Source organism: Rhizobium leguminosarum (assembly GCF_001679785.1).
Taxonomy (GTDB): Bacteria; Pseudomonadota; Alphaproteobacteria; order Rhizobiales; family Rhizobiaceae; genus Rhizobium; species Rhizobium leguminosarum_R.
The window spans coordinates 4,007,614-4,032,234 of the sequence record NZ_CP016286.1 but is presented as its reverse complement, the minus strand read 5'-3'; the positions used below and the strand labels follow the sequence as shown (position 1 = coordinate 4,032,234).

The 24,621-nt window shown below is 60.0% G+C and carries 18 protein-coding genes and 2 pseudogenes; 12 read left to right on the top strand and 8 right to left on the bottom strand.

Going from position 1 to position 24,621, the window contains the following annotated elements:
- Positions 1-20: 20 nt before the first annotated feature.
- From mnmG to BA011_RS19625, 4 genes are read left to right on the top strand one after another with little or no spacing between them, the layout of a single operon-like run.
- The gene (gene mnmG / locus BA011_RS19640; protein WP_065281680.1) at positions 21-1,898 is read left to right on the top strand and encodes a tRNA uridine-5-carboxymethylaminomethyl(34) synthesis enzyme MnmG; all 1,878 of its coding nucleotides are present in this window, start codon (positions 21-23) and stop codon (positions 1,896-1,898) included.
- Positions 1,899-1,923: 25 nt separating this feature from the next.
- On the top strand, positions 1,924-2,541 hold the full coding sequence (rsmG, locus tag BA011_RS19635; protein ID WP_065281679.1) for a 16S rRNA (guanine(527)-N(7))-methyltransferase RsmG: 618 nt from the start codon (positions 1,924-1,926) through the stop codon (positions 2,539-2,541).
- Positions 2,542-2,560: 19 nt separating this feature from the next.
- Complete coding sequence (locus BA011_RS19630; protein ID WP_065281678.1) at positions 2,561-3,355, top strand: ParA family protein; 795 nt, start codon at positions 2,561-2,563, stop codon at positions 3,353-3,355.
- A gap of 32 nt (positions 3,356-3,387) precedes the next feature.
- Positions 3,388-4,269: a ParB/RepB/Spo0J family partition protein gene (locus tag BA011_RS19625; RefSeq protein ID WP_017962618.1), complete on the top strand. Its 882-nt coding sequence runs from the start codon at positions 3,388-3,390 to the stop codon at positions 4,267-4,269.
- Between the two features lie 193 nt (positions 4,270-4,462).
- Here BA011_RS19625 and holA read toward each other — a convergent pair whose 3' ends face one another.
- Genes holA through leuS form a run of 3 tightly spaced genes read right to left on the bottom strand, consistent with a single transcriptional unit; the run spans position 4,463 to position 8,655 of the window.
- Complete coding sequence (gene holA, locus BA011_RS19620) at positions 4,463-5,503, bottom strand: DNA polymerase III subunit delta (protein WP_065281677.1); 1,041 nt, start codon at positions 5,501-5,503, stop codon at positions 4,463-4,465.
- A 10-nt stretch (positions 5,504-5,513) separates the two neighbouring features.
- Positions 5,514-6,035 carry an LPS assembly lipoprotein LptE gene (gene lptE / locus BA011_RS19615; RefSeq protein ID WP_065281676.1) on the bottom strand — a complete coding sequence of 174 codons (522 nt, stop codon included), beginning with the start codon at positions 6,033-6,035 and terminating at the stop codon, positions 5,514-5,516.
- Positions 6,025-8,655 carry a leucine--tRNA ligase gene (gene leuS / locus BA011_RS19610; RefSeq protein ID WP_065281675.1) on the bottom strand — a complete coding sequence of 877 codons (2,631 nt, stop codon included), beginning with the start codon at positions 8,653-8,655 and terminating at the stop codon, positions 6,025-6,027. Before leuS ends, lptE begins: the two co-directional genes overlap by 11 nt.
- A gap of 200 nt (positions 8,656-8,855) precedes the next feature.
- Between leuS and BA011_RS19605 the strand changes: the two genes are divergently transcribed.
- From BA011_RS19605 to BA011_RS19595, 3 genes are all read left to right on the top strand, one after another.
- On the top strand, positions 8,856-9,515 hold the full coding sequence (locus BA011_RS19605; protein WP_065281674.1) for a YggS family pyridoxal phosphate-dependent enzyme: 660 nt from the start codon (positions 8,856-8,858) through the stop codon (positions 9,513-9,515).
- A gap of 75 nt (positions 9,516-9,590) precedes the next feature.
- A complete protein-coding gene (locus BA011_RS19600; protein WP_065281673.1) occupies positions 9,591-11,501 on the top strand; it encodes a propionyl-CoA synthetase in 1,911 nt (636 codons plus the stop codon).
- Positions 11,502-11,656: 155 nt separating this feature from the next.
- The gene (locus tag BA011_RS19595; protein ID WP_017962612.1) at positions 11,657-12,592 is read left to right on the top strand and encodes a flagellin; all 936 of its coding nucleotides are present in this window, start codon (positions 11,657-11,659) and stop codon (positions 12,590-12,592) included.
- A 76-nt stretch (positions 12,593-12,668) separates the two neighbouring features.
- On the opposite strand, the gene BA011_RS19590 is transcribed toward BA011_RS19595, so the two are convergent.
- Positions 12,669-13,373 (bottom strand): DUF1013 domain-containing protein, encoded by a 705-nt coding sequence (locus BA011_RS19590; RefSeq protein ID WP_032984599.1) that lies wholly within the window; start codon positions 13,371-13,373, stop codon positions 12,669-12,671.
- A 228-nt stretch (positions 13,374-13,601) separates the two neighbouring features.
- Here BA011_RS19590 and acs point away from each other — a divergent pair, with 228 nt between their 5' ends.
- Positions 13,602-15,557: an acetate--CoA ligase gene (gene acs / locus BA011_RS19585; protein WP_065281672.1), complete on the top strand. Its 1,956-nt coding sequence runs from the start codon at positions 13,602-13,604 to the stop codon at positions 15,555-15,557.
- A 226-nt stretch (positions 15,558-15,783) separates the two neighbouring features.
- Here acs and BA011_RS19580 read toward each other — a convergent pair whose 3' ends face one another.
- Entirely contained in the window at positions 15,784-16,008 is a 225-nt protein-coding gene (locus BA011_RS19580) for a DUF1674 domain-containing protein (protein WP_065282598.1), read from the bottom strand.
- A 110-nt stretch (positions 16,009-16,118) separates the two neighbouring features.
- Here BA011_RS19580 and htpX point away from each other — a divergent pair, with 110 nt between their 5' ends.
- The 4 genes from htpX to purH all read left to right on the top strand — a co-directional run bounded on the left by htpX (position 16,119) and on the right by purH (position 22,171).
- Positions 16,119-17,081 (top strand): zinc metalloprotease HtpX, encoded by a 963-nt coding sequence (gene htpX, locus BA011_RS19575; RefSeq protein ID WP_065281671.1) that lies wholly within the window; start codon positions 16,119-16,121, stop codon positions 17,079-17,081.
- Positions 17,072-18,460: an RsmB/NOP family class I SAM-dependent RNA methyltransferase gene (locus tag BA011_RS19570; protein WP_065281670.1), complete on the top strand. Its 1,389-nt coding sequence runs from the start codon at positions 17,072-17,074 to the stop codon at positions 18,458-18,460. The genes htpX and BA011_RS19570 overlap by 10 nt, the downstream gene beginning before the upstream one ends.
- Before the next feature lie 215 nt (positions 18,461-18,675).
- Positions 18,676-20,349 (top strand): heparinase II/III family protein, encoded by a 1,674-nt coding sequence (locus BA011_RS19565; protein WP_065281669.1) that lies wholly within the window; start codon positions 18,676-18,678, stop codon positions 20,347-20,349.
- Positions 20,350-20,554: 205 nt separating this feature from the next.
- Positions 20,555-22,171, top strand: coding sequence for a bifunctional phosphoribosylaminoimidazolecarboxamide formyltransferase/IMP cyclohydrolase (purH, locus tag BA011_RS19560; RefSeq protein WP_065281668.1), 1,617 nt, complete (start codon positions 20,555-20,557; stop codon positions 22,169-22,171).
- Between the two features lie 46 nt (positions 22,172-22,217).
- Here purH and BA011_RS44855 read toward each other — a convergent pair whose 3' ends face one another.
- The 3 genes and pseudogenes from BA011_RS44855 to BA011_RS19550 all read right to left on the bottom strand — a co-directional run.
- Positions 22,218-22,736, bottom strand: a complete 519-nt coding sequence (locus BA011_RS44855) for an MFS transporter (protein WP_151343501.1) — start codon at positions 22,734-22,736, stop codon at positions 22,218-22,220.
- Positions 22,722-23,666: pseudogene (locus BA011_RS19555) on the bottom strand (IS481 family transposase); the annotation flags it as partial. The gene BA011_RS44855 and the pseudogene BA011_RS19555, both read right to left, overlap by 15 nt.
- Positions 23,667-23,723: 57 nt before the next feature.
- Positions 23,724-24,614: pseudogene (locus tag BA011_RS19550) on the bottom strand (MFS transporter); the annotation flags it as partial.
- Positions 24,615-24,621: the final 7 nt, after the last annotated feature.

The window sequence follows — 24,621 nt, the reverse complement described above, 5'->3', positions numbered from 1 at the left end:
GCCGGATATGGAGTCTTGAATTGACGGATAATGTCTTCGACGTGATTGTGATCGGTGGCGGCCATGCGGGGTCGGAGGCTGCCAGCGCAGCTGCGCGCCTCGGGGCAAAAACCGCTCTGATTACGCATAGGCGGGACACGATCGGGGTCATGTCCTGTAATCCGGCGATTGGCGGGCTGGGCAAGGGCCATCTTGTTGGGGAGATCGATGCGATGGATGGCCTTATGGGTCGGGTCGCCGACGTTGCAGGCATTCAATTCAGGATGCTCAACAAGAAGAAAGGCGCGGCTGTCCGAGGACCGCGGACGCAGGCCGATCGAAAGCTTTATCGCCTGGCAATGCTGGCGGCGATCGAAGCGACGCCGAACTTGGATATCATCGAGGGTGATGCGTTTGATCTGGACGTTGTCGATGGTTGCGTTGCCGGCGTGATCATGAAGGATGGTCGGGCACTGAAAGCACCGGCGGTGGTTTTGACCACTGGAACGTTTCTGCGCGGTCTTATTCATATCGGGTCGGAAAAGACACCGGCCGGGCGTGTCGGTGAAGCGCCGTCGATCGGATTGTCTGCGACCCTCGCCCGCCTTGGGCTGCGGCTGGGACGTCTGAAGACCGGCACACCCGCCCGGCTGGACGGAAAGACGATCGACTGGCAATCCATCGGTCGACAGGGGGCTGACGAGGAGCTTGTCCCCTTTTCCTTTATGACAGACACGATTACCACGCCACAAATCGAATGCGGGGTCACCAGGACGACCGAAGCGACCCACCGCATCATTGTCGACAACATCATGCGCTCGGCAATGTATTCCGGGCAGATCGAAGGCGTCGGGCCTCGTTATTGCCCGTCAATCGAAGACAAGCTGGTGAAATTCGGAGAGCGGGATGGACACCAAGTCTTTCTCGAACCCGAGGGACTGGACGATGACACGGTCTATCCGAACGGGATTTCGACCTCCTTGCCGGCGGAGGTGCAGGCCGACTTCATCAAAACGATTCCCGGCCTCGAAGCGGCAAGAATACTGCAACCGGGCTATGCGATCGAATATGATCATGTCGATCCGAGAGAGCTGACTCCATCGCTGGAGGTCAAACGGCTGAGAGGCTTGTTTCTGGCAGGCCAGATCAATGGCACCACCGGATATGAAGAGGCGGCCGCGCAGGGGTTGGCAGCCGGGCTGAATGCCGCATTGCGAAGCGGCGATTCGGATCCGTTCCATTTCAGCCGGACGAGTTCTTATATTGGCGTCATGATCGACGATCTCACGTCGCGAGGCGTTACGGAGCCGTATCGAATGTTTACATCGCGTGCGGAGTATCGGCTGAGTTTGCGGGTTGACAACGCCGATATGCGCTTAACGCCGCTGGCCATGCGGCTTGGTTGCGTCAGTGACGCGCGCATACAGCGATTCACATCCTATCAAGCAGAGATCGAAACCAGTCGGGCGCTGTTACAGTCGCTGGCGGTTACACCGAATGAGGCGCGTCGCGCGGGCTTGAATATCAATCTCGATGGGCAGCGCCGAACCGCGTATGATTTATTGTCCTATCCGAATTATGATTTCGCCGCGCTCCGGCATGTTTGGCCGGATAAGCTCGGCATGATTGGACGGAAAGTTGCGGAGGCGCTGGAAATCGAGGCAGGCTATTCGGTTTATCTCGATCGACAAGCCTCGGCGATTGCCGATCAGCAACGCGACGAGGAGCGGCAGATACCGCTTGATTTCAACTACGACGCACTGTCCGGTCTCTCGAACGAGCTTAAGGTCAAGCTCAGTGCTGCTCGCCCGTTCAATATCGCCCAGGCTGCAATCGTTGAAGGGATGACGCCGGCGGCAATCGCGTTGCTGCTCGTGCACTTGCGTCGACTATCCTCTGCCGAGCGCCATAGCGCTTGATTACAAGATTTGAGAGTCTTTCAGAATGGAATTAAACGGTTTGCGTGTTTCACGTGAAACACAGGAACGGTTGCAACACTTTGCAGCGCTGTTTCAGAAGTGGGCAAAAGCAATCAATCTGGTGGCGCCGTCGACACTGGATGATCTGTGGCACCGGCACATCGCTGATAGCAGCCAGGTCTTTCAGATTCATCCTCAACCGATTACTTGGGTTGATCTCGGCAGTGGGGGCGGCTTTCCCGGCATTATTACGGCGATTTTTCTGGCCGAGCTGCAAGGTGGATGGGTCCATCTGGTCGAAAGCAACCATAAAAAGGCAGCGTTTCTGCGGACAGCGCTACGGGAGACACATGCGCGCGGCAGCGTCCATAGCATTCGAATCGAGGATGCCTATACGGAGGTTGGCGAATGTGGTGCGATTTCTGCGCGCGCCCTTGCGGATCTTGATGGGCTCATCGGTTATTCATCCCAATGGATGCTTGGCAAGGAAGATTGTCGTGGCTTCTTTCATAAAGGCCGGGATTACCTCAAGGAAATTGACAAAGCACGTGGTCGGTGGGAATTCGATCTGGTAGAACATAAGAGCGCCGTCGAGAAGGAATCTGTCATTTTGGAAATATCAAATCTCCGGCGCTTGGTTTAACAGATCGGATATTGCGGCAATGGCTGGCGAACGACATCGGATTATCACCATCGCAAATCAGAAAGGTGGCGTTGGCAAGACGACCACAGCAATCAATCTGGCAACGGCACTTGCTGCTATCGGCGAGCGCGTCCTGATCGTCGATCTCGACCCGCAGGGCAATGCCAGCACAGGCCTCGGTATCGATCGTCGTGATCGCAAGCTTTCCTCCTACGATCTGATGGTCGGTGATCGCGGGATCCCCGAAGTGACTCTCGAAACAGCGGTTCCTAATCTGTTTATCGTCCCGTCGACGATGGATCTTCTTGGCATCGAGATGGAAATCTCGCAGCAGAGCGATCGGGTGTTTAAATTGCGGAAAGCGCTGTCGTCGCCCGAAGCCGTGGCGTTTTCTTATATTCTTCTGGATTGCCCGCCGTCGTTCAATCTGCTGACGATGAATGCTATGGCGGCGGCGCATTCGGTCTTGGTGCCGCTGCAATGTGAATTTTTTGCGCTGGAGGGGTTGAGCCAGCTGCTTGAGACCGTCAGCCAGGTTCGGCGGACGGTGAACCCGCGTCTGGATATTCAGGGTATCGTCTTGACGATGTTCGATGCGCGCAACAATCTTGCCCAGCAGGTTGTCAATGACGTGCGTACGCATCTCGGGGACAAGGTTTACCACACGTTAATTCCGCGCAACGTCCGGGTTTCCGAGGCTCCGTCCTACGGTAAGCCGGCTATTCTCTATGACTTGAAGTGCGCGGGCAGTCAGGCCTATCTGCAGTTGGCCTCCGAGGTCATCCAGCGAGAACGGCAAAGACTGGCCGCGTGATATCATTTTAGGGGTGTAGGTGAGTGTAGATCATGAATGACGATGTATCAAAGAGGCGATTGGGCCGCGGTCTTGCGGCGCTGATTGGTGAAATGGATCAGCCTGTCCCGGTGGAAGCCGAGCGGACTATCAGCGCCGACAGAATGATCCCGATCGAGTTCGTCAGCCGCAACCCCCGCAATCCCCGTCGGTTCTTCGATGACTCGGAGCTGCACGATCTCGCAAGCTCCATTCGTCAACACGGTATCGTTCAGCCGATTGTTGTGCGGACGATGTCGCGGGATCGATATGAGATCATCGCCGGCGAACGACGCTGGCGCGCAGCTCAGCTTGCCGGGCTGATCGAGATTCCGGTCATTATCCGTGATGTGGATGATAAGACGGCGTTGGAAATCGCCATTGTTGAAAACGTGCAGCGCGCGGATCTCAATGCCCTCGAAGAGGCCTTGGGCTATGAGCAGCTGATCGCGGAATACGGCTACACCCAGAACGACCTCGGCGAAATTATCGGTAAAAGCCGCAGCCATGTTGCCAACTCGTTGCGCCTGTTGAAATTGCCTGATCCGGTTCGCGATCTGCTTGCTGCTGGCAGTCTATCGGCTGGCCACGCGCGCGCACTGGTTTCGACATCCGATCCGGCAAGTCTTGCCCGTACGATCGTTGCCAAGGGCATGTCGGTGCGTGATGCGGAAAAGCTGGCGCAAAACAATATCAAGGCCCAATCGGAGCCGCAGCAGGCGGCCTTGCGGCGAGATCAGAAAGATTCAGACACGCTGGCGCTGGAACGGACACTTTCCGATGCGCTCGGCCTTGATGTTGCGATCAATCACAAGGCAAGCGGTGGCCAGATCAAAATTTCCTATAAGTCGCTAGAGCAGCTCGAGGAAATCTGCCGCTTGCTCGAGAGGCGCTAGAACAGGATGATTTTAGGCCGGGTCGGCCTAAAATCTGAGTCCTGTTCTACATTATATAGTGAGAGCATGATGTCTCCGAAAACCGCTCACACTTTTCGGCATCATGCTCTAGAGCACCGACGCTTTAACTCCTTGAAACAAGGCATAGTGCTTCCGAAAATCGGTTATGATTTTTTGGGCCGACGTGCGCTGGTCAGGCGGATTTCCGGCCTGATTGAAGGGTAGTGGACAGAAGCGTTTGCATCGCCACGCTGTCTTCCAGCACCTGCCGCCGTCTGGTTTGCAGAATAGCGGCCTGTAGCCGATTGGATTCACGGGCGATGCTTTCCGCGGTCCACTGGCGCAGCGCCTGTTCGATGATCGGCTTGCGGCGGAAATGCAGATGCCGCCCCATTGTCTGCATGATTTGAGGCGGCTGCAGCCGTTTTTCATCCATTTCGGCGCGCATCGAATCCAGAAGCTGGAATTGCTTCAGGCATGCCTGCAGCACGAGAAAAATTGCAGTTTTCGAGCTGGTGATTTTTTGCATGGCGTGAAGAAAGGCGTTGAGATCACCGCCGAGGATGGCATCGACGGCGTCGTCAACCGAGATGGCGCTGGCGTCACCGATTATTTCGGTAACGTGATGTTCTTCGACCGTATCGAAGCCCCGGCAGTAAAGAGCAAGCTTGCGCACCTCGCTTCGGGAAGCGATCCTGTCGCCGCCGATCAACGCGATCAGCGCTTGTCGCGCGGGCGGCGTAATGCCGAGCTTCTCTGCACCGAGCTCCGTGTCGATCAATGCATTCAGGGCGCGGCTGTCATCAGCGTAGGAGGGGATCGTCATGACGGATCGGGCGGCTTCCGCGGTCTTGCGCAGCAGGGAACCCTTCTTGAGGTCACCGGCCTCGACGATCAGATTGGCGGCTTCGAGTGGTTTTTCGGCCAGCAGTGCCAAGGAATCGACGAGGTATTTCTCGTTGGCGGCACCGCGGATCCAGATCAGTTTCTCGCCGCCGAACAGACCGATCGACTGGACCTCGTCGACCAACCGACCGGGGTCTTTCTGCAGGTCGCCGATATCGAGCTTGGTCAGCGAGAAGGGATCATCGAGAGCAACACCGCTCTTGCCGGCGAGCAGGCTTGCCCGTTCGGAAACAAGACCACGATCCGGCCCGTAGATGACGTAAATCCGATAGTTCCGCGCCGATTTCTGCAGGAACGTCTCGAATTCGTGGGATTTTATCTCTGCCACATCTCCGCCCTCAGCGGCTGAGGGCAGCGGCGATATCGGCTCCCACGAATTCCGCCACCTGATCCGCCGCGCGGTTCTGGGCATCACGGATCGCGCGCTGCTTGGCGAATTCCTGTTCGGAAAAATCCACCAGCGCCGTGGTAGCGCGGCTGCCGGCCTTGATCACGTGATTGTCGCTCGCCGAACGCAGCGTGTAGGTGACGCTGACGGTCACACGGCCGGCGCGCGACGTGTCCGAGGAATCCGTCAGGAGCGTATCGGTAACAGACGAGGTAGCGCGAATCTCAACCTGATATTGCGGGTTTACCGCTTCACCGGCACCGCGCGACGCAAGGAAGATAAGGCGATTGCGCACCTGCTGCTCGACGCGGCTGCTTGCTGGGGAAAAGCCGACCGAGGAAAGCTTTTCGACGACACCGGAACTCTCGGAATAGAGCGGTCGGACCTGGCAGGCGGAGAGAAAAGCCGCCGAGGCAAGGATCATGGCGATGCCGGCATTGCGGGCCAGCTTGCAAGCGATATCAAACGACAATGTTTACAATCCTTTGGGGAACCACGATGATCTTCTTCGGTGCCTGTCCGTTCAGCGCGTTCTTCACCGCATCCAGATCCAGCACAGCGTTGGTGACGGCATTCTGATCTGCATCGCGAGAAATTGTCAATTCAGCGCGTTTCTTGCCGTTGATCTGTACCGGCAAGACGACATCGTTTTCGATGACGAGTGTTTCGTCGTATCGCGGCCAGCTTGTCCGGGCAAGCAGGCCTTCATTGCCGAGCGCGGCCCAGCATTCCTCAGCCAGATGCGGCGTCATCGGAGAGACGAGCTGAATCAGAATCTCGGCGGCATCGCGCACCGCCGCGCGATAGGTGGCATCACCCTCACCTGCCGCAACCCTCGTCATCGGTGCGGCCAGCGCGTTGACGAGTTCATAAATTCGGGCAACGGCCTTGTTGAACCAGAGCTTGTCATAGTCGTTCTCGACAGCCTTCAACGTCTTGTGGGCGGCCTGGGAGATCGACAACGCCTCCCCATCGGTTGCCGGCGCAGGTACCACGGCGGAGAGCGCGTCGGCTGCTTCGGAAATCAAGCGCCACAGACGCTGAGTGAAACGATGAGCGCCTTCGACGCCCGCTTCGGACCAGATGACGTCACGCTCGGGTGGAGAGTCGGACAGAACGAAGAAACGGGCGGTATCGGCGCCGTAGGAGGCGATGATATCGTCGGGATCGACAACGTTCTTTTTCGATTTCGACATCTTCTCGATCGAGCCGATCGCAACTTCCTCATTGTTCGCCAACAGGAAGGCTCGGCGTTTGCCGTCGAGTTCGTCGATGCGGATATCGGCGGGTGCCACCCATTCGCGGTTGGCGCCGGCGCCGCGGCTATAGGTTTCGTGGACCACCATGCCCTGGGTGAAAAGACCTTTGAAAGGTTCGGTGGCGGCGACGTGACCGGTCTCGCGCATGGCGCGGGTGAAGAAGCGGGAATAGAGCAAGTGCAGGATCGCGTGCTCGATGCCGCCAATATACTGGTCGACCGGCAGCCAGCGGTTTGCCGCCTCCGGATCGGTCGGCTTTCCTTCCCAGGGCGCGGTAAAGCGGGTGAAATACCAGCTCGAATCGACGAAGGTATCCATCGTATCCGTCTCGCGGCGGGCATCCTTGCTGCAGTTCGGGCAGGAGACATGGCGCCAGGTCGGATGACGGTCGAGCGGATTGCCCGGCTGGTCGAAGGTGACGTCGTCGGGCAGCTTGACCGGCAGGTCCGCCTTCGGCACCGGCACGACGCCGCAATCATCGCAATGGATGACCGGGATCGGGCAGCCCCAATAACGCTGGCGGGAAATGCCCCAGTCGCGCAGTCGGAAATTGACCTTGCGTTCGCCCTGCGGCGCATTGCCGAGCGAAGCGGCCGACAGCCGGTCGGCAACGATATTGAAGGCTTCCTCGGTCGTCTTGCCGTCGAGGAAGCGCGAATTGATCATCACGCCATCGCCGTCATAGGCGGTATCGCCGACGGCAAAGCTTGCCGCATCGCCATCCCTCGGCATGACGACTGCCACCACCGGCAGGCCATATTTGCGTGCAAAATCAAGGTCGCGCTGATCGCCCGATGGGCAGCCGAAGATGGCGCCCGTGCCGTAATCCATCAGGACGAAATTGGCGATATAGACAGGCAGCTCCCAGGAGGGATCAAGCGGATGCCTGACGCGGATACCGGTATCCATGCCCTTCTTTTCGGCGGTCTCGAGTGCTGCGAGCGAGGTGCCGGCGCGGCGGCACTCGTCGCAGAAGGCGTCGATATCAGGGTTCTTCGCGGCGGCATCCTTCGCCAGCGGATGATCGGCGGCGATCGCCAGGAAGGAAGCGCCGAACAGCGTGTCCGGCCGGGTGGTATAGACCGTCACTTCGCTCTCGCCGGCAGGTGCCGTTTCCGGCACGATCTCCCAGCGGATCGTCAGGCCTTCCGAACGGCCGATCCAATTCTTCTGCATCAGACGCACTTTTTCCGGCCACTGGTCGAGGGTATCCAGTGCGTCCAGCAGATCCTGGCTGAAGTCGGTGATCTTGAAGAACCATTGCGTCAGTTCGCGCTGTTCGACCAGCGCACCGGAACGCCAGCCGCGGCCATCGATCACCTGTTCGTTGGCGAGCACGGTGTTGTCGACAGGATCCCAGTTCACCTTCGACTGCTTGCGATAGACCAGGCCCTTTTCCAGGAAATCCAGGAAGAGGTGCTGCTGATGCTGGTAATATTCGACGTCGCAGGTGGCAAACTCACGGCTCCAGTCCAGTGAAAGCCCCATGGCCTTCAGCTGCGCCTTCATCGAGCCGATATTCTGGTACGTCCAGGATGCGGGATGCACGCCGCGCTCCATGGCGGCATTCTCCGCCGGCATGCCGAAGGCGTCCCAGCCCATCGGATGCAGCACGTTGTAGCCGCGGGCGCGCTTGTAGCGGGCGACGACGTCGCCCATGGCGTAATTGCGGACATGACCCATATGGATGCGCCCCGACGGATAGGGGAACATTTCGAGGACGTAATATTTTTCGCGCGGATCGGCGTTGTCGGTCTCGAAGACCTTGTCTTCATTCCATTTCTGCTGCCAGCGGGGCTCGGCATCGCGCGGGTTATAACGTTCGGTGGCCATGGTATTCGTATTTCCGGAAAATCAGGGGAGTTGGTCGAGACCTTCACCATGAAACCACCGTAGCGTCAAGTTTCGCAGGCGCTGCAAGCGTCCGATCTTGATCACGCGCAAGCGATTTCGCGAAGGCGGGCCTTGGCAAGCACAGGTTGGCTGGTTAGTTCATTGCCAATCCTTTCATGCTGGTATGTCGAGGCAAAACGATGGAACTTCAAGAGCGGTTGAACGACGTGCGGTCGCGGATCGCCGCCGCGGAACGCGAAGCAGGCCGATCGGCGGGCTCCGTTCAGCTCGTCGCGGTGTCGAAGACCTTCGAGGGGGACGCGATCCGGCCGGCCATCGAAGCCGGGCAGCGTGTGTTCGGGGAAAACCGGGTGCAGGAAAGCCAGGGCAAGTGGCCGGCGCTGAAGGCCGAGCATCAGGATATCGAGCTGCATCTGATCGGACCGCTGCAATCGAACAAGGCGGCGGATGCCGTCGCACTCTTCGACGTCATCGAGACGGTGGACCGGGAAAAGATCGCCCGCGCACTTGCCGAGGAGATGAGGCGGCAAGGCAAGGCGCTGCGGCTCTATGTCCAGGTCAATACCGGGCTCGAACCGCAGAAGGCGGGTATTGCTCCTGACGACACTCCAGCCTTCGTCGCCCTCTGCCGCGACGAACTCGGCCTTTCGATCGAAGGTTTGATGTGCATTCCGCCGGCCGAGGAAAATCCCGGACCGCATTTCGCCCTGCTGGCAAAGCTCGCGCTTAAATGCGGCGTCGAAAAACTTTCCATGGGCATGTCGGGCGACTACGGGACGGCTATCGCCTTTGGCGCCACCAGCGTACGTGTGGGATCAGCGATTTTCGGCACGCGCTGAAACGCTGCTTTGGTCGGGCTTCCTGTTCCCCTCAATGCCGCCTAGATTAGGTTTGCATGTCCTGGGGAGGAGCAGATGCGGAACGGCTATCATCAGGCCTATGCGGCCTGGAAACGCGATCCCGAAGCCTTCTGGCGCGAAGCGGCCAGTGACATCGATTGGTTCAAGCCAGCGGAGCGGGTGTTCTCGCCGAATGACGGCGTCTATGGCCGTTGGTTCTCAGACGCCGAAACCAATACATGCCACAATTGCCTGGACCGGCATGTGGCTGCCGGCCGCGGCGGCGAGACGGCGGTCATCTTCGACAGCGCAATGAACGGCGAGAAGCGCCGTTTCACCTATGATGAGATGCTTCGGGAGGTGATGGCCATCGCAGCAGCACTGGTCGAGCGCGGCATCGGCAAAGGCGATCGCGTCATCCTTTATATGCCGATGGTGCCGCAGGCGGTCTTTTCGATGCTCGCCTGCGCCCGCATCGGTGCGGTTCACTCCGTCGTTTTCGGCGGGTTTGCCGCCAGCGAACTTGCGGCGCGCATCGACGATTGCGCTGCGAAGCTGGTGATCACCGCGAGCTGCGGGCTCGAGCCTGGTCGCATCGTCGCCTACAAGCCACTGGTCGATCAGGCGATCGAGATCGCGCGTTCGAAGCCGGAGTGCTGTCTGGTGCTGCAGCGGCCGGAGCTTCGGGCAGATCTCGTCAGCGGTCGAGATCACGATTTTGAGGTGGCGATGGCGCAGCATCGTGGCGATGAGATCGCCTGTGTCTCCGTCAAGGCGACCGATCCGCTCTACATCCTCTATACCTCGGGCACGACAGGCCAACCGAAGGGCGTCGTGCGCGACAATGGCGGCCATATGGTCGCGCTCAACTGGTCGATGCGGAATATCTACGGCTTGAAGCCGGGCGAGGTCTTCTGGACGGCTTCGGATATCGGCTGGGTCGTCGGGCATTCCTATATCGTCTATGCCCCGCTGCTATCAGGCGTAACCACTCTGATCTTCGAGGGAAAACCGGTCGGCACTCCGGATGCCGGCACATTCTGGCGCATCGTTTCGGAATATCAGGTGCGGGTGCTCTTCACGGCGCCGACGGCATTCCGCGCCATCCGGCGGGAGGACGGTGACGGTGAACTGATGCGCCAATATCCCATGCCGGATTTGCGCGCACTGTTTCTTGCCGGCGAGAGGGCCGATCCGGAGACGTTGAAATGGGCTGAGCGCATGCTTGGCATACCCGTCATCGATCATTGGTGGCAGACGGAGACTGGCTGGCCGATCGCCGCAAATCCGCTTGGTCTCGGCGCTCTTCCCGTCAAGCACGGGTCGCCGGCGCTGCCGATGCCCGGCTACGATATCGCGGTGCTCGACGATGCCGGTCATCCGCTCGAGGCGGGAACACTCGGCAATATCGTCGTGAAGCTGCCCCTGCCGCCCGGCTGCCTGCCGACCCTCTGGAACGCCGACGAGCGTTTTCGCTCGGCCTATCTCGATGAGTTTCCCGGCTATTACAAGACGGCCGATGCCGGCTATGTCGATGAGGACGGCTATCTCTTCATCATGTCGCGCACCGACGACATCATCAATTGCGCCGGTCATCGGCTCTCGACGGGGGCGATGGAGGAGGTCTGTGCGCGTCATCCAGATGTCGCCGAATGCGCGGTCATTGGCGTGGTCGATGCGCTGAAGGGTCAGGCGCCCTGCGGTTTCCTGGTGCTGAAACGACATGTTTCCCGCGACGCGACGGCGATCGAATCAGAGGTCGTGGCGATGATTCGTGATTCGATCGGACCTGTCGCCGCCTTCAAGACGGCCATCACCGTTAACCGGTTGCCGAAGACACGCTCCGGCAAAATACTGCGCGGCACGATGCAGAAGATCGCCGACGGCATACCCTGGAAAATGCCTGCAACTATCGATGATCCAACGATTTTAGAGGAAATTGCCGAGGCGCTGCGCGGACGCGGTTTAGGCTCCTTGCCGATGTGAATTAAACTTTCGGTAAGCCTAATTGAGGAATTGTTAACCATGTTGATGCAAGCATTTGTTAACGGCAATGGCTTGCATAGCAGGCTTTGCATGACGCGGTCGCCGTTACCGGCTTAGTCCGGATTGCCCCTTTCTCAACGATTGTGGAACGGATCATGACAAGCATCCTCACCAACAACGCTGCCATGGCAGCGCTGCAGACTTTGCGCGGCGTAAACGATAGCCTCAAGGACACCCAAGGTCGCGTTTCATCGGGTTATCGTGTCGAAAAGGCGGCGGACAATGCCGCCTATTGGTCGATTGCGACGACCATGCGTTCTGACAACAAGGCGCTTTCGGCCGTCTCCGATGCGCTCGGACTTGGTGCAGCCAAGGTCGATACCGCCTATTCGGCCATGGATAGCGCGCTCGATGTCGTCAGCGAAATCAAGGCCAAGATCGTCGCCGCCACGGAAAAGGGTGTCGACAAGACGAAGATCCAGCAGGAACTCGACCAGTTTCAGGAGCAGTTGCTCAGCATTGCCCAATCGGCGTCCTTCTCCGGCGAAAACTGGGTTGCCGGCGCCTCCGGCACGAAGAGCGTCGTCTCGTCCTTCGTGCGCGATGGCAGCAATGCCGTCTCGGTCAAGACGACGGACTACGTGCTCAATTCAGGCACGCTTGGAAATGTGCTTTTCGGCATGACGAGCACCGGTGCGATCGAGACGAGCAGCGGTATCATTGGTACGGCCTTCAACGGAACCTATGGCGGTACCGTCATCGTCATGCCGTCGATATATGCTCTCGACATCACCGGTTTCACTCAGGGTCAGCTCGACGCAGCCCTGGCCGGTATCGAACTGGTTCTCGGCGCCATGACCGCCGCCGGCTCGGCGCTCGGCTCGATCTCGACCCGTATCCAGCTGCAGGAAACGTTTGTCAGCGGCCTTCACGATTCGATCGACTCCGGCGTCGGACGCCTGGTCGATGCCGATATGGAGGAGGAATCGAGCAAGCTCACGGCGTTGCAGACGCAGCAGCAGCTTGCCATCCAGTCGCTTTCGATCGCCAATAGCTCGGCGCAGAACATCCTCACCCTGTTCCGCAACTAATCGAAACAGGCAATCCGCAACAAAAACCCCGCCGGTCAGCTCATACCGGCGGGGTTTTTCATGAGATCGTGATATCTCAGTACTGATCGTCGTCTTCGTCCTTCGGGGCCGAGCGCAGCGAGCTCAGCTTGCGGAAGACGGCGTCGGCATCGATTTCCTTTTCCTTTTCCTCCTCGCGCTCGTAGCTCGGGGTCAGGCGCTCGGTGTCCTGGGCCGATTGCAGCGTTGCGCCCAGCTCGGCAGCGGTCGGCAGCGGACGGCCCTTGGAGGCCTTTTCCACTTCCATGTCGAGATCGATCTGGCTGCAGAGGCCAAGCGTGACCGGATCCATCGGCGCCAGGTTGGCGGAGTTCCAGTGGGTGCGCTCGCGGATCTGCTCGATCGTCGATTTCGTCGTGCCGACGAGGCGGGAAATCTGCGCGTCCTTCAGCTCCGGATGGTTGCGAACGAGCCAGAGAATGGCGTTCGGGCGGTCCTGACGCTTGGAAACCGGCGTATAACGCGGACCGCGGCGCTTGGATTCCGGCACCCGCACCTTCGGTTCGGAAAGCTTCAGCTTGTGGTTCGGATTGGCCTCGGCGCGGGCAATCTCGTCGCGGGAAAGCTGTCCTGTCGAGATCGGGTCGAGGCCCTTGATGCCCTGCGCCGCTTCGCCGTCGGCGATCGCCTTGACTTCGAGCGGGTGCAGTTTGCAGAACTGCGCGATCTGATCGAAAGACAGTGCCGTATTGTCGACGAGCCAAATGGCTGTCGCCTTCGGCATGAGCAGTGTTTGAGCCATGGATATAGTCCTTCTATCGTCCGCGCCGGTCGCGGTCCGTGGATTGTCACCACAATGTCCGGGAAATATGGCGCTATATAACCGCACTGTCGCAGAATTGCAATTCTTCCGAAATGAAATGACCTTTGTCTAATTGCCGTGACGATGCGAACTGCTATGAATTGCCGTGATTTCAAGTCCGGGCCATAGCTCACGCGGCCCGTCGCATGTCCCATGAGGAGGAGTTGCATGTCGGAGAAGATCTATCCGGTCACGAAGCCGGTGAAAGCGCGCGCCCTGATCGATAAGGAAAAGTACCTGAAATGGTACGAGGAAAGCGTCGAGAACCCCGACAAGTTCTGGGGCAAGCACGGCAAGCGGATCGACTGGTTCAAGCCCTATACCAAGGTCAAGAACACTTCCTTTACCGGCAAGGTTTCGATCAAGTGGTTCGAGGACGGTCAGACAAATGTCTCCTACAACTGCATCGACCGTCATCTGAAAACGAATGGCGACCAAGTGGCGATCATCTGGGAGGGCGACAACCCCTATATCGACAAGAAGGTCACCTATAACGAGCTCTATGAGCATGTCTGCCGGATGGCGAACGTGTTGAAGAAGCACGGCGTCAAGAAGGGCGATCGCGTCACCATCTATATGCCGATGATCCCGGAAGCGGCCTATGCGATGCTCGCCTGCGCCCGCATCGGCGCGGTGCATTCGGTCGTCTTCGGCGGTTTCTCGCCCGAGGCGCTGGCCGGGCGCATCGTTGACTGCGAATCCACTTTCGTCATCACCTGCGACGAAGGCCTGCGCGGCGGCAAGCCGGTGCCGCTGAAGGACAATACCGATACGGCGATCCATATCGCCGCCCGCCAGCATGTCAATGTCAGCAAGGTGCTGGTCGTTCGCCGCACCGGCGGCAAGACCGGCTGGGCGCCCGGCCGCGACCTCTGGTATCACCAGGAGATTGCTACCGTGAAGGCGGAATGCCCGCCGGTGAAGATGAAGGCGGAAGATCCGCTCTTTATTCTTTATACGTCCGGCTCGACCGGCAAACCGAAGGGCGTGCTGCACACGACGGGCGGTTATCTCGTCTATGCGGCGATGACGCATGAATATGTCTTCGATTATCATCACGGCGACGTCTATTGGTGCACGGCCGATGTCGGCTGGGTGACCGGCCACTCCTATATCGTCTATGGGCCGCTTGCGAACTGCGCGACGACGCTGATGTTCGAGGGCGTGCCGAACTTCCCGGACCAGGGCCGTTTCTGGGAAGTCATCGACAAGCACAAGGTCAACATCTTCTATACGGCGCCGACGGCGATCCGCTCGCTGATGGGTGCCGGCGACGACTTCGTCACGCGCTCCTCGCGCTCCTCGCTGCGCCTGCTCGGCACGGTCGGCGAGCCGATCAATCCCGAGGCTTGGGAATGGTACTACAATGTCGTCGGCGACAAGCGTTGCCCTGTCATCGATACGTGGTGGCAGACGGAGACCGGTGGCCACATGATCACGCCGCTGCCTGGCGCCACCGATCTGAAGCCCGGTTCTGCGACGATCCCGTTCTTCGGCGTCAAGCCGCAGTTGGTTGACAATGAAGGCAAGGTGCTGGAAGGCGCGGCCGACGGCAATCTCTGCATCACCGACAGCTGGCCGGGTCAGATGCGCACGGTCTATGGCGATCACGAGCGCTTCATCCAGACCTATTTTTCCACCTACAAGGGCAAGTATTTCACCGGCGATGGCTGCCGGCGCGATGCGGACGGTTATTACTGGATCACCGGCCGCGTCGACGACGTGCTGAACGTCTCCGGCCACCGGCTCGGCACGGCGGAGGTGGAATCCGCCCTCGTCTCGCATAATCTGGTTTCGGAAGCCGCGGTCGTTGGTTATCCGCATCCGATCAAGGGCCAGGGCATTTATTGCTATGTGACGCTGATGTCCGGTCACGAGGGATCGGATACGCTTCGCCAGGAACTGGTGAAACATGTGCGGGCCGAAATCGGCCCGATCGCCGCGCCCGACAAGATCCAGTTTGCGCCCGGCCTGCCGAAGACGCGCTCCGGCAAGATCATGCGCCGCATCCTGCGCAAGATCGCCGAAGACGATTTCGGTGCGCTCGGCGACACTTCGACGCTTGCCGATCCGGCAGTCGTCGACGATCTGATCGCCAATCGGCAGAACAAGGCGACCGCCTGATAGACCGAGCCGTTCCGGTCCCCTTTCGGGCTTCCGGGACGGCTCTTTTGTTTCCGCGTATTCGATGCGTGGTTTGCGGCATCCAAGCATGTTTACGGGCGAAGCCCTGAGAACACCGGCGAGCACGCCCGCTAGATGTGGCTGAAATACTTGTCGCTTAAGATGTAGTTAGCCGGATTCTTAACTCCATTCTGCTGCGGCCGGAGAAGCCAATAGCAATATCGGCTTAGAAATCGATCGCCCTGCCATTGATTTCGTAATCGCCGAAACGCGCCGGCTCAGCTCCGCCGCGGCCGCCGATCTCCGGCGGTAGCTCCAGCGGCTTCTGGTTTTTTCGCCGCTCCTCGGCTTCGGCAAGGGCGCGTCTGGCAGCCGGGGACAGCATCTTGCGCGGCGGCTCGGATCCCTCGGCCGTCGGCGTTTCGCTGTTGTCGTTATCGGCGTCCTGCATGGCCGTCTCCTGCCGGAAATATTGAAAATGGCTGATGAATAACCAAATCATAATGTGCCGGTGCCGGGATTGAAAGCTTGTGACGCCGAAATCGGAGATGGAGATCCGCCATGAACCTCGTTCGCACTGCCATGTTGCTTGCCTTCATGACGGCGCTTTTCATGTTTATCGGCTTCCTGATCGGCGGTCGGGCCGGCATGATGATCGCATTCGTCATTGCCGCCGGCATGAATTTCTTCTCCTATTGGAATTCCGACCGCATGGTGCTTTCGGCCTATCGCGCGCAGGAGGTCGATGAGCGCAACGCGCCGGAATTCTTTGCGATCGTGCGCGATCTCGCCCGCAATGCCGGCTTGCCGATGCCGAAGGTCTATCTCTACGACAGCCCGCAGCCGAATGCCTTCGCCACCGGCCGCAATCCCGATAATGCCGCCGTCGCCGCCTCGACCGGCCTGCTCAGCGCCTTATCTGCCGAGGAGGTCGCAGGCGTGATGGCGCATGAACTGGCCCACATCCAGTACCGCGACACGCTGACGATGACGATCACGGCAACGCTCGCCGGCGCGATCTCCATGCTCGGCAACTTCGCCTTCTTCTTCGGCGGCAACCGTGAGAACAACAGCAATCCTCTCGGCTTCGTCGGCGTCATCGTCGCGATGATCGTGGCGCCGCTCGCCGCCATGCTGGTGCAGATGGCGATCAGCCGCACCCGCGAATATTCGGCCGACCGCCGCGGCGCCGAGATCTGCGGCAATCCGCTCTGGCTTGCCTCGGCGCTCGGCAAGATCGCGCGCGGCGCTGCCCATGTGCCGAACGAGGATGCCGAGCGCAACCCGGCGACAGCGCATATGTTCATCATCAATCCGCTCTCCGGCGAACGCATGGACAATCTGTTTTCCACGCATCCGAACACGGAAAACCGCATCGCCGCGCTGCACGACATGGCGCAAGGCGGCATGAATGTCTCGACGCAGCCTGCTCGTGCTGCTAATCCGTCGCGCAAATCGCGCTCTGTTCCGGATACGGGTCTTGGTCGCGGTGGTTCGCAACCGCCAAAAGGTCCGTGGTCTTGAATTCAGACGGCACGAAGAAGCCATTCCGCAAGCATAAGCCCTCCACCGAGCGATCTGCTCCAGCAAAGCCCGGCCTGCAGGCCAGGGCCGCGGCGGCGAAAATTCTCGCTGCCGTCGTCGACCGCAAGCTGCCGCTCGACGGTGCTCTCGATCATGAACACGGCAATCCGGCCTATAGGGCGCTCGGCGAAAGCGACCGGGCGCTCGTCCGCGCCATCCTGAACACGACGCTACGCCACCTGCCGCGCATCGATGCCGCGATTGCCGGGCTGCTGGATTCGCCGCTGCCGGAGGGCGCAAGGGCGCTGCATCACGTGCTCGCAATCGGGGCGGCGCAGATCCTCTATCTCGACGTCCCGGATCATTCTGCCGTCGATCTCGCCGTCGAGCAGGCCAATCAGGATCCGCGCAATCGCCGTTTTGCCAAGCTGGTCAATGCCATTCTTCGCCGGCTCGGCCGCGAGAAGGAACAGGTTCTCGATGAGATCGGCAAGGTCGCGCCGATGCCGGCCTGGTTCATCGCCAGGCTGGAAAAGGCCTATGGCCGGGACGCGGCGCTGGCAATTTCGGAATCCCAGCTCGAACCGGCAGCAATCGATCTGACCGTCAAGTCCGACCCCCAAGGCTGGGCGAAGCGGCTGAACGGCGTCGTCCTGCCCACGGGCGGCGTGCGTCTCGCCGCCTTCGACGGCGGTATCCCCTCGCTCGAAGGCTTCGACGAGGGCGCGTGGTGGGTGCAGGATGCAGCGGCAAGCATCCCTGCGAAGCTTTTCGGCGAGCTCTCGGGCAGACGTACCGCCGATCTCTGTGCCGCACCCGGCGGCAAGACGGCGCAGCTCATCCTTGCCGGCGGCGTGGTCTCCGCCCTCGACCAGTCGGAAAACCGGCTGAGACGGCTGCGGTCGAATCTCGACCGGCTCGGTCTCAAAGCGGAGACGATTGCGGCAGATCTTACGACATTCGAGCCGGCGGAGTGTTTTGACGCGATTCTGCTCGATGCCCCTTGCTCTTCTACCGGCACGACACGCCGGCACCCTGACGTGTTGTGGACCAAGGGGCCTGAGGATATCGCCAGGCTGGCGGTGCTGCAGGAACGGCTGCTGCGGCATGCGCTGACATTGCTGAAGCCGGGCGGCACGCTGGTTTTTTCGAATTGTTCGCTCGATCCTGTCGAGGGTGAGGACGTTGTCGCCCGTGTTCTTTCCGATACGGATGCGGTCGAGCGCGTTCCGATCGGCGCCGGTGACTGGCCGGGCCTTGAGACGGCGATCACGCCGCTCGGTGAATTCCGCACGCTTCCCACCATGCTGAAAATGCCTGACGGCATCGGCTCCGGCCTCGACGGCTTCTATGCGGCGGTGCTGCGGCGCCTGGCCTGATTGCAAGGCGTGAGCGCTCGCGGCGAGCCTGCACTATACGAGGTGCTTCATAGCCTCGTGTCACGCATGCCGTTCTCCAAACCGCTCGCATGATTTCAGGTGAAACGCGTCAATGTGCGTATATTCGAACTTTGTCACGAATTAATTCATTGCGGACGATGAAATCGGCCACTTTTCACCTATTCTTAACCACGAGGGTCAATAGACAATAGAATATGCAGTCCGGTCGGCGTTTTGCGAGCATGTATGTTCGGGAGGCTTGGCGGCGCGCCTTGCGCCGCGTCGCGTTGTTGCGCCTGAAGCTCTTTCGCCATTCGATCAAGGTGCCGGAGCGTCTGATCGTCGCACCGACCGATCTGCGCAGCATCGATCCGCATGTGGCCGACGAGATCCTCAACGGACGGTTTCTCCTGGCCGGGCGCATGCTGGAAACCAACGAGAAGTCGCCCTTCACCTTCACCCTGCCCTCACGCCCCTTCGCGATCCGTCTTCACAGCTTCGGCTGGCTGCGGCATATGCGGGCGAACAAGACGGAGCGTAGTTCGGCTGTCGCCCGCGCGATCGTCGACAGCTGGCTTTCCATCCATGCCGGTCGCATGGAGGGGATTGCCTGGGAAACCGACGTCACCGCCCAGCGCGTTATTGCCTGGCTGTCGCATTCGCCGGTGGTACTGCAGAATGCCGATCGCGGCTTTTATCGCCGCTTCATGAAGTCGCTGGCGTTCCAGGTGAGGTTCCTGCACCGGATGGCGCCGTTCACCCTCGGCGGCCTGGAGCTGTTTCGGCTGCGTATCGCGCTGGCCATGGCCTCCGTCGCCATGCCGGCGCGCGCCTCTACGCTCAAAAGAGCGGCGCAGGCGCTCGACCGCGAATTCGATAGCCAGATTCTGCCGGATGGCGGCCATGTGTCGCGCAATCCGCGCGTCGGGCTGGAATTGCTGCTCGATCTGCTGCCGCTCCGGCAGACCTATGTCAATCTCGGCCATGACCTGCCGCAGAAGCTGATCTCCGGCATAGACCGCATCTATCCGGCATTGCGGTTCTTTCGCCATCAGGACGGGGACCTGGCGCTCTTCAACGGGGCGACCTCCACGCTCGCAAACGAGCTGATGTCCGTGCTGCGATATGACGAGACCGCCGGTCAGCCGTTCAAGGCCTTGCCGCATTCGCGCTATCAGCGGCTTTCCGGCGGAAAAACGGTGATCATTGCCGATACCGGCACACCACCTTCAGGAGGCGCGCTTCGCACCGTGCATGCCGGCAGCCTCTCCTTCGAGATGTCGTCCGGCCGTCATCGCTTCATCGTCAATTCGGGTTCGCCGAAATTTGCCGGGCACCGTTATGTCCAGATGGCGCGCACGACGGCGGCGCATTCGACCGTTATCCTCAACGACACCTCGTCCAGCCGTTTTTCGCCCTCGCCTTTCCTGAACCACGCAATCACCGAACCGGTGAGGACAATCACCGTCGAGCGTGCCGAAACCGAAGACGGACGCGACGGCATAAAGCTCAGCCATGACGGTTATCTCAGGGTGTTCGGGGTGCTGCACGAGCGTGAGCTGACACTCAATGCCGCAGGTTCGATCGTGACCGGCCGCGACCGGCTCGCCGTCCGCGAAGGATATGAGAGTGACGAGCCCCTGAAGGCCGTCGCCCGTTTTCATATCCATCCTTCGATCGTCCTGCATCAGAGTGACGGGGAGTCCGTGCTGCTGACGGCGCCGGACGGCGAAAGCTGGCTGTTTTCCGCGCCGGGCAATGAAGTGCTGATCGCCGAGGACATCTTCTTTGCCGACAGCTCCGGCATCTGCGGCTCGGACCAGATCGAGATCGATTTCGATCTTGCCGAGAAGACCGAAATCCGCTGGTTTTTGTCCCGCAAAGGCTAGAAGCGGATGATTTTGAGCCGAGCGGCCAAAATCGAGATCGCATCCACATCACGGAAGTAAAGTGCGATGCCGTCCAAAATGGCTCGTGCTTTTTGGCGTCATGCGCTGACGCCTGTTTGCGCGGCGGCAAAGCTGTGCTAACGCGGCGCCAGCATGCGAACATCCCTTGCGGATGTCCTCCCGAAGCCCGAACGGAGAAGGTTACATGGCCGTCATTTCCAAGAAGATCCCCGCCCCCGACAAGGTCGAAATCAAGACCGCGCTCATCTCCGTCTTCGACAAGACCGGGATCGTCGACCTCGCCCACGCCTTGTCTGCCAGAGGTGTGCGCCTGCTTTCGACCGGCGGCACGTTTAAAGCGATCACTGCTGCCGGTCTTGCCGTCACCGATGTTTCCGAAATCACCGGTTTTCCGGAGATCATGGATGGGCGTGTGAAGACGCTGCATCCAACGGTGCATGGCGGCCTGCTGGCGATCCGTGACGACAGCGAACACCAGGAAGCGATGAAACAGCACGGCATCGAGGGCATCGACCTCGCCGTCATCAACCTCTACCCCTTCGAGGAGGTGCGCGCAGCCGGCGGCGACTATCCGACGACCGTCGAGAATATCGATATCGGCGGTCCGGCGATGATCCGCGCATCGGCCAAGAATCATGCCTATGTGACGACCCTGACCGATCCAGCCGATTATGCCGAGCTGCTGGAGCAGCTTTCCGCAGATGACGGCAAGACGGCCTATGCCTTCCGCCAGCGGATGGCCGCCAAGGCCTATGCCCGCACCGCCGCCTATGATGCAATGATCTCCAACTGGTTCGCCGAGGCGCTGTCGATCGACACGCCGCGCCACCGGGTCATCGGCGGTGCGCTGAAGGAAGAGATGCGTTACGGCGAAAACCCGCACCAGAAGGCCGCCTTCTATGTGACCGGCGAGAAGCGTCCGGGTGTTTCGACGGCCGCTCTTCTCCAGGGCAAGCAGCTCTCCTACAACAATATCAACGATACGGATGCGGCCTACGAGCTCGTCGCCGAGTTCCTGCCGGAGAAGGCGCCGGCTTGCGCGATCATCAAGCACGCCAATCCCTGCGGCGTCGCCACCGGATCGAGCCTGGTCGAGGCCTACCGGCGGGCGCTTGCCTGCGATTCCGTTTCCGCCTTCGGCGGCATCATCGCGCTTAACCAGACGCTCGATGCCGAAACGGCCGAAGAGATCGTCAAGCTCTTCACCGAAGTGATTATCGCGCCGGATGTCACGGAGGAGGCGAAGGCGATCGTCGCCCGCAAACCGAACCTGCGGCTGTTGTCTGCCGGTGGCCTGCCCGATCCGCGTGCCGCGGGCCTGACGGCAAAGACCGTTTCCGGCGGGCTGCTCGTCCAGAGCCGCGACAACGGCATGGTCGAGGATCTGGAACTCAAGATCGTCACCCGGCGCGCGCCGACGGCGCAGGAACTTGAAGACATGAAGTTCGCCTTCAAGGTCGGCAAACACGTGAAGTCGAACGCCGTGGTCTATGCCAAGGACGGCCAGACGGCCGGCATCGGCGCCGGCCAGATGAGCCGCGTCGATTCCGCCCGCATCGCCGCGCTAAAGGCCGAAGAGGCCGCCAAGGCCCTTGGCCTTGCAGTCCCGATGACGCATGGCTCGGCGGTTGCCTCAGAGGCCTTCCTGCCTTTTGCCGACGGTCTTCTGTCGATGATCGCCGCAGGGGCGACGGCGGTTATCCAGCCGGGCGGCTCGATGCGCGACCAGGAAGTCATCGATGCCGCCAACGAACACGGCGTCGCAATGGTCTTTACCGGCATGCGCCATTTCCGGCACTGATCGGGTGCCGGCGGTGGCCGGCGCTCTTCCTTGAGCAGGTTCGTCCCTATGCGCGATCGGCCGGATAGGGTGTGCGGATCAAGAGCACCAGTCCGCCGGCGAGGAACAGGATCAGCGTTGCCATTCCGAGCCGCGGTGATCCGCTCATATAGGTCACCAGCGAGAAGAGCAGCGTCGCCATGAAACTGGTGGCGCGGCCCGAAAGCGCGTAGATGCCGAAGTAGCGGCCGGCTTCCTCGATGTTGACGCTGCGGGCGAGATAGGAGCGCGACGAAGCCTGCACCGGCCCGAAGGCGAGCCCGATCAGCAGGCCATAGAGGATATAGGCCTTTTCCGCCGCCGTGCCGAAGAGGCCGCCGGAATCTGCCGTCGGCAGCGGCATCAATCCGAACAGGGTGTAGCCCGGTCCTGTCGAAATGATACCGATGGTGGCGAGCAGCAGCATCGTGAGGCTGATGACGACGGTCACCTTCGAACCGACCCCCTTGTCGATGCGGCCGGCGATCAGGCAGCCGAAGATCGCAACGACATTCAGGATGATGCCGTAGATGTTTAGTCCCGGCATTTGATGGATAGGATCGATGATGAATCGATCTGGCTCGGAAGTCCACCTTTTGCAGATGAACTCGTAGGGGGTGAGGCCCTTTAGTGTCTTGAGCCTGCGCCCAAAATTGTAGGCGTCGATGAAGTCGGCGAGATGCTTTTTCAGTTGTGCGTGATCGTCGTAGTGGAAGCGCTTGACAGTCGCTTCCTTGATCGTCCGGTTCATCCGCTCGACCTGCCCATTGGTCCATGGGTGCTTAACCTTTGTCAGGCGATGCTCGATCTCGTATTCCTCACAGACTCGGTCGAAGATGTGCTGGAAGGCATTTTGGTCACAGGCCCGGTTGGTGAACTGGATGCCATTATCGGTCAGGATAGTATGGATGGTGTAGGGCACCGCCGCGATCAGGTTGCGCAGGAACTGGGCGGCATTCATCTTGCCAGCTTTGGCATAGAGCTCAGCGAAGGCGAACTTGGACGTGCGATCAATCGCCACGAAGAGATAGAGCTTGCCCTCAGCCGTCTGCACCTCGGCAATATCGACGTGGAAGTAGCCGATCGGGTAGCTTTTGAACTTTTTCTTCGGTTCTTTGTCGCCTTTCACTTCCGGCAGGCGTGAAATGCCGTGGCGCTGCAGACACCTGTGCAGGGACGAACGTGTCAGATGCGGGATCGTCGGTTGAAGGGCATAGAGGCAGTCATCAAGAGGCAGCAATGTATGCCTGCGAAAGGCGACGATGACGGCTTCTTCTTCAAGGGAGAGGATTGTCGAATGCGGGTCCTTCGGGCCTGTCGGAAGATCGGCCAATGATGTCCGTCTCTTCCATTTGGCTATTGTCTTCTGATTGACCCCATACCGCTTTGAAAGCGCTCTCAGGCTCTCTTCACTATTTTGTATTGCTCGACGGATTGCCTCTGTCGTTGTGGCGCTCCCGTGTAGAACCTGGCCCATAGTGCCTCCCTCCATTCTAAGGAAAATAATGCACCATCAAATGCCGGGACTAAACACGTAGATACCGATCTCGATCGTCGCCCAGCCAAACATGCCGGCCGCGAAGATACCGCCAAGGATCAGCAGGCCGTTGACGCCGTCCTGATAGATCATGCGGGCTATGAGGAATTTCAGGATACCGCGGCGCTCTCTGAGCTCGCCAAGCGTGTTTTTGAGTTCCCGCAAACCGGAGCGCACCGCGGTGCCGAAGGGAAGACCCTTGCCGACATCGGGCGTGAAGAAGAACATCGGCAGGGTGAAGATGAGATACCAGACGGCCGAGATCGGCCCGGTGATGCGTGCATCCTGGCCGGTCGCAGGATCGAGGCCGAACAGCGGATCAAGGCCGAGGATGGTCTTGCCGGTCTCAGGGCTCGCCGCCAAAAGCGTCACGACGGCAATGAGTACGATGATGCCGCCGAGGTAGCCGAGCCCCCAGGCGGTGTTGGAGAGCCTGCCGACCTCGTGCTTGCCGACCAGGCGCGGCATCATCGAATCGTTGAAGACGATCGAAAACTCGGCCGAGATCGAGGCGAAGATCATGAAAATGACGGGATAGAGAACGGGTGAACCCGGTGCGGCGAACCACAGGCAGAAAAGGCTGGCGATCTTGATGATCGCGAAGAAGCCGATCCAGGGTTTGCGTGCGCCGGACTGGTCGGCGATCGAACCGAGAACCGGTGAGAGCAGGGCGATGATCACCGAGGAGATCGTCGCCATGTTGCTCCACGTCGTCTGCGCGGAAACCGGGTCATCGGTCAGGCGGGAAACGAAATAGGGTCCGAAGATAAAGGTTGTGACCACGGTGAAGAAGGGCTGTGCTGCCCAATCGAAGAACATCCACCCCCAGATGCCCTTCTCCGTGGCCTTCGGCGGTTGCGTTCCTGTCCAGTCAATGCGATTCAACATCCGCTCC

Excerpts from the sequence above, each read along its gene's own strand:
- BA011_RS19600 (WP_065281673.1), top strand. The coding sequence starts at position 9,591 with ATGCGGAACGGCTATCATCAGGCCTATGCGGCCTGGAAACGCGATCCC.
- BA011_RS19590 (WP_032984599.1), bottom strand. The coding sequence starts at position 13,373 with ATGGCTCAAACACTGCTCATGCCGAAGGCGACAGCCATTTGGCTCGTC.
- BA011_RS19630 (WP_065281678.1), top strand. The coding sequence starts at position 2,561 with ATGGCTGGCGAACGACATCGGATTATCACCATCGCAAATCAGAAAGGT.
- purH (WP_065281668.1), top strand. The coding sequence starts at position 20,555 with ATGGCCGTCATTTCCAAGAAGATCCCCGCCCCCGACAAGGTCGAAATC.
- BA011_RS44855 (WP_151343501.1), bottom strand. The coding sequence starts at position 22,736 with ATGCCGGGACTAAACATCTACGGCATCATCCTGAATGTCGTTGCGATC.
- leuS (WP_065281675.1), bottom strand. The coding sequence starts at position 8,655 with ATGGCCACCGAACGTTATAACCCGCGCGATGCCGAGCCCCGCTGGCAG.
- acs (WP_065281672.1), top strand. The coding sequence starts at position 13,602 with ATGTCGGAGAAGATCTATCCGGTCACGAAGCCGGTGAAAGCGCGCGCC.
- htpX (WP_065281671.1), top strand. The coding sequence starts at position 16,119 with ATGAACCTCGTTCGCACTGCCATGTTGCTTGCCTTCATGACGGCGCTT.
- BA011_RS19595 (WP_017962612.1), top strand. The coding sequence starts at position 11,657 with ATGACAAGCATCCTCACCAACAACGCTGCCATGGCAGCGCTGCAGACT.
- BA011_RS19605 (WP_065281674.1), top strand. The coding sequence starts at position 8,856 with ATGGAACTTCAAGAGCGGTTGAACGACGTGCGGTCGCGGATCGCCGCC.
- BA011_RS19565 (WP_065281669.1), top strand. The coding sequence starts at position 18,676 with ATGCAGTCCGGTCGGCGTTTTGCGAGCATGTATGTTCGGGAGGCTTGG.
- rsmG (WP_065281679.1), top strand. The coding sequence starts at position 1,924 with ATGGAATTAAACGGTTTGCGTGTTTCACGTGAAACACAGGAACGGTTG.
- BA011_RS19580 (WP_065282598.1), bottom strand. The coding sequence starts at position 16,008 with ATGCAGGACGCCGATAACGACAACAGCGAAACGCCGACGGCCGAGGGA.
- BA011_RS19625 (WP_017962618.1), top strand. The coding sequence starts at position 3,388 with ATGAATGACGATGTATCAAAGAGGCGATTGGGCCGCGGTCTTGCGGCG.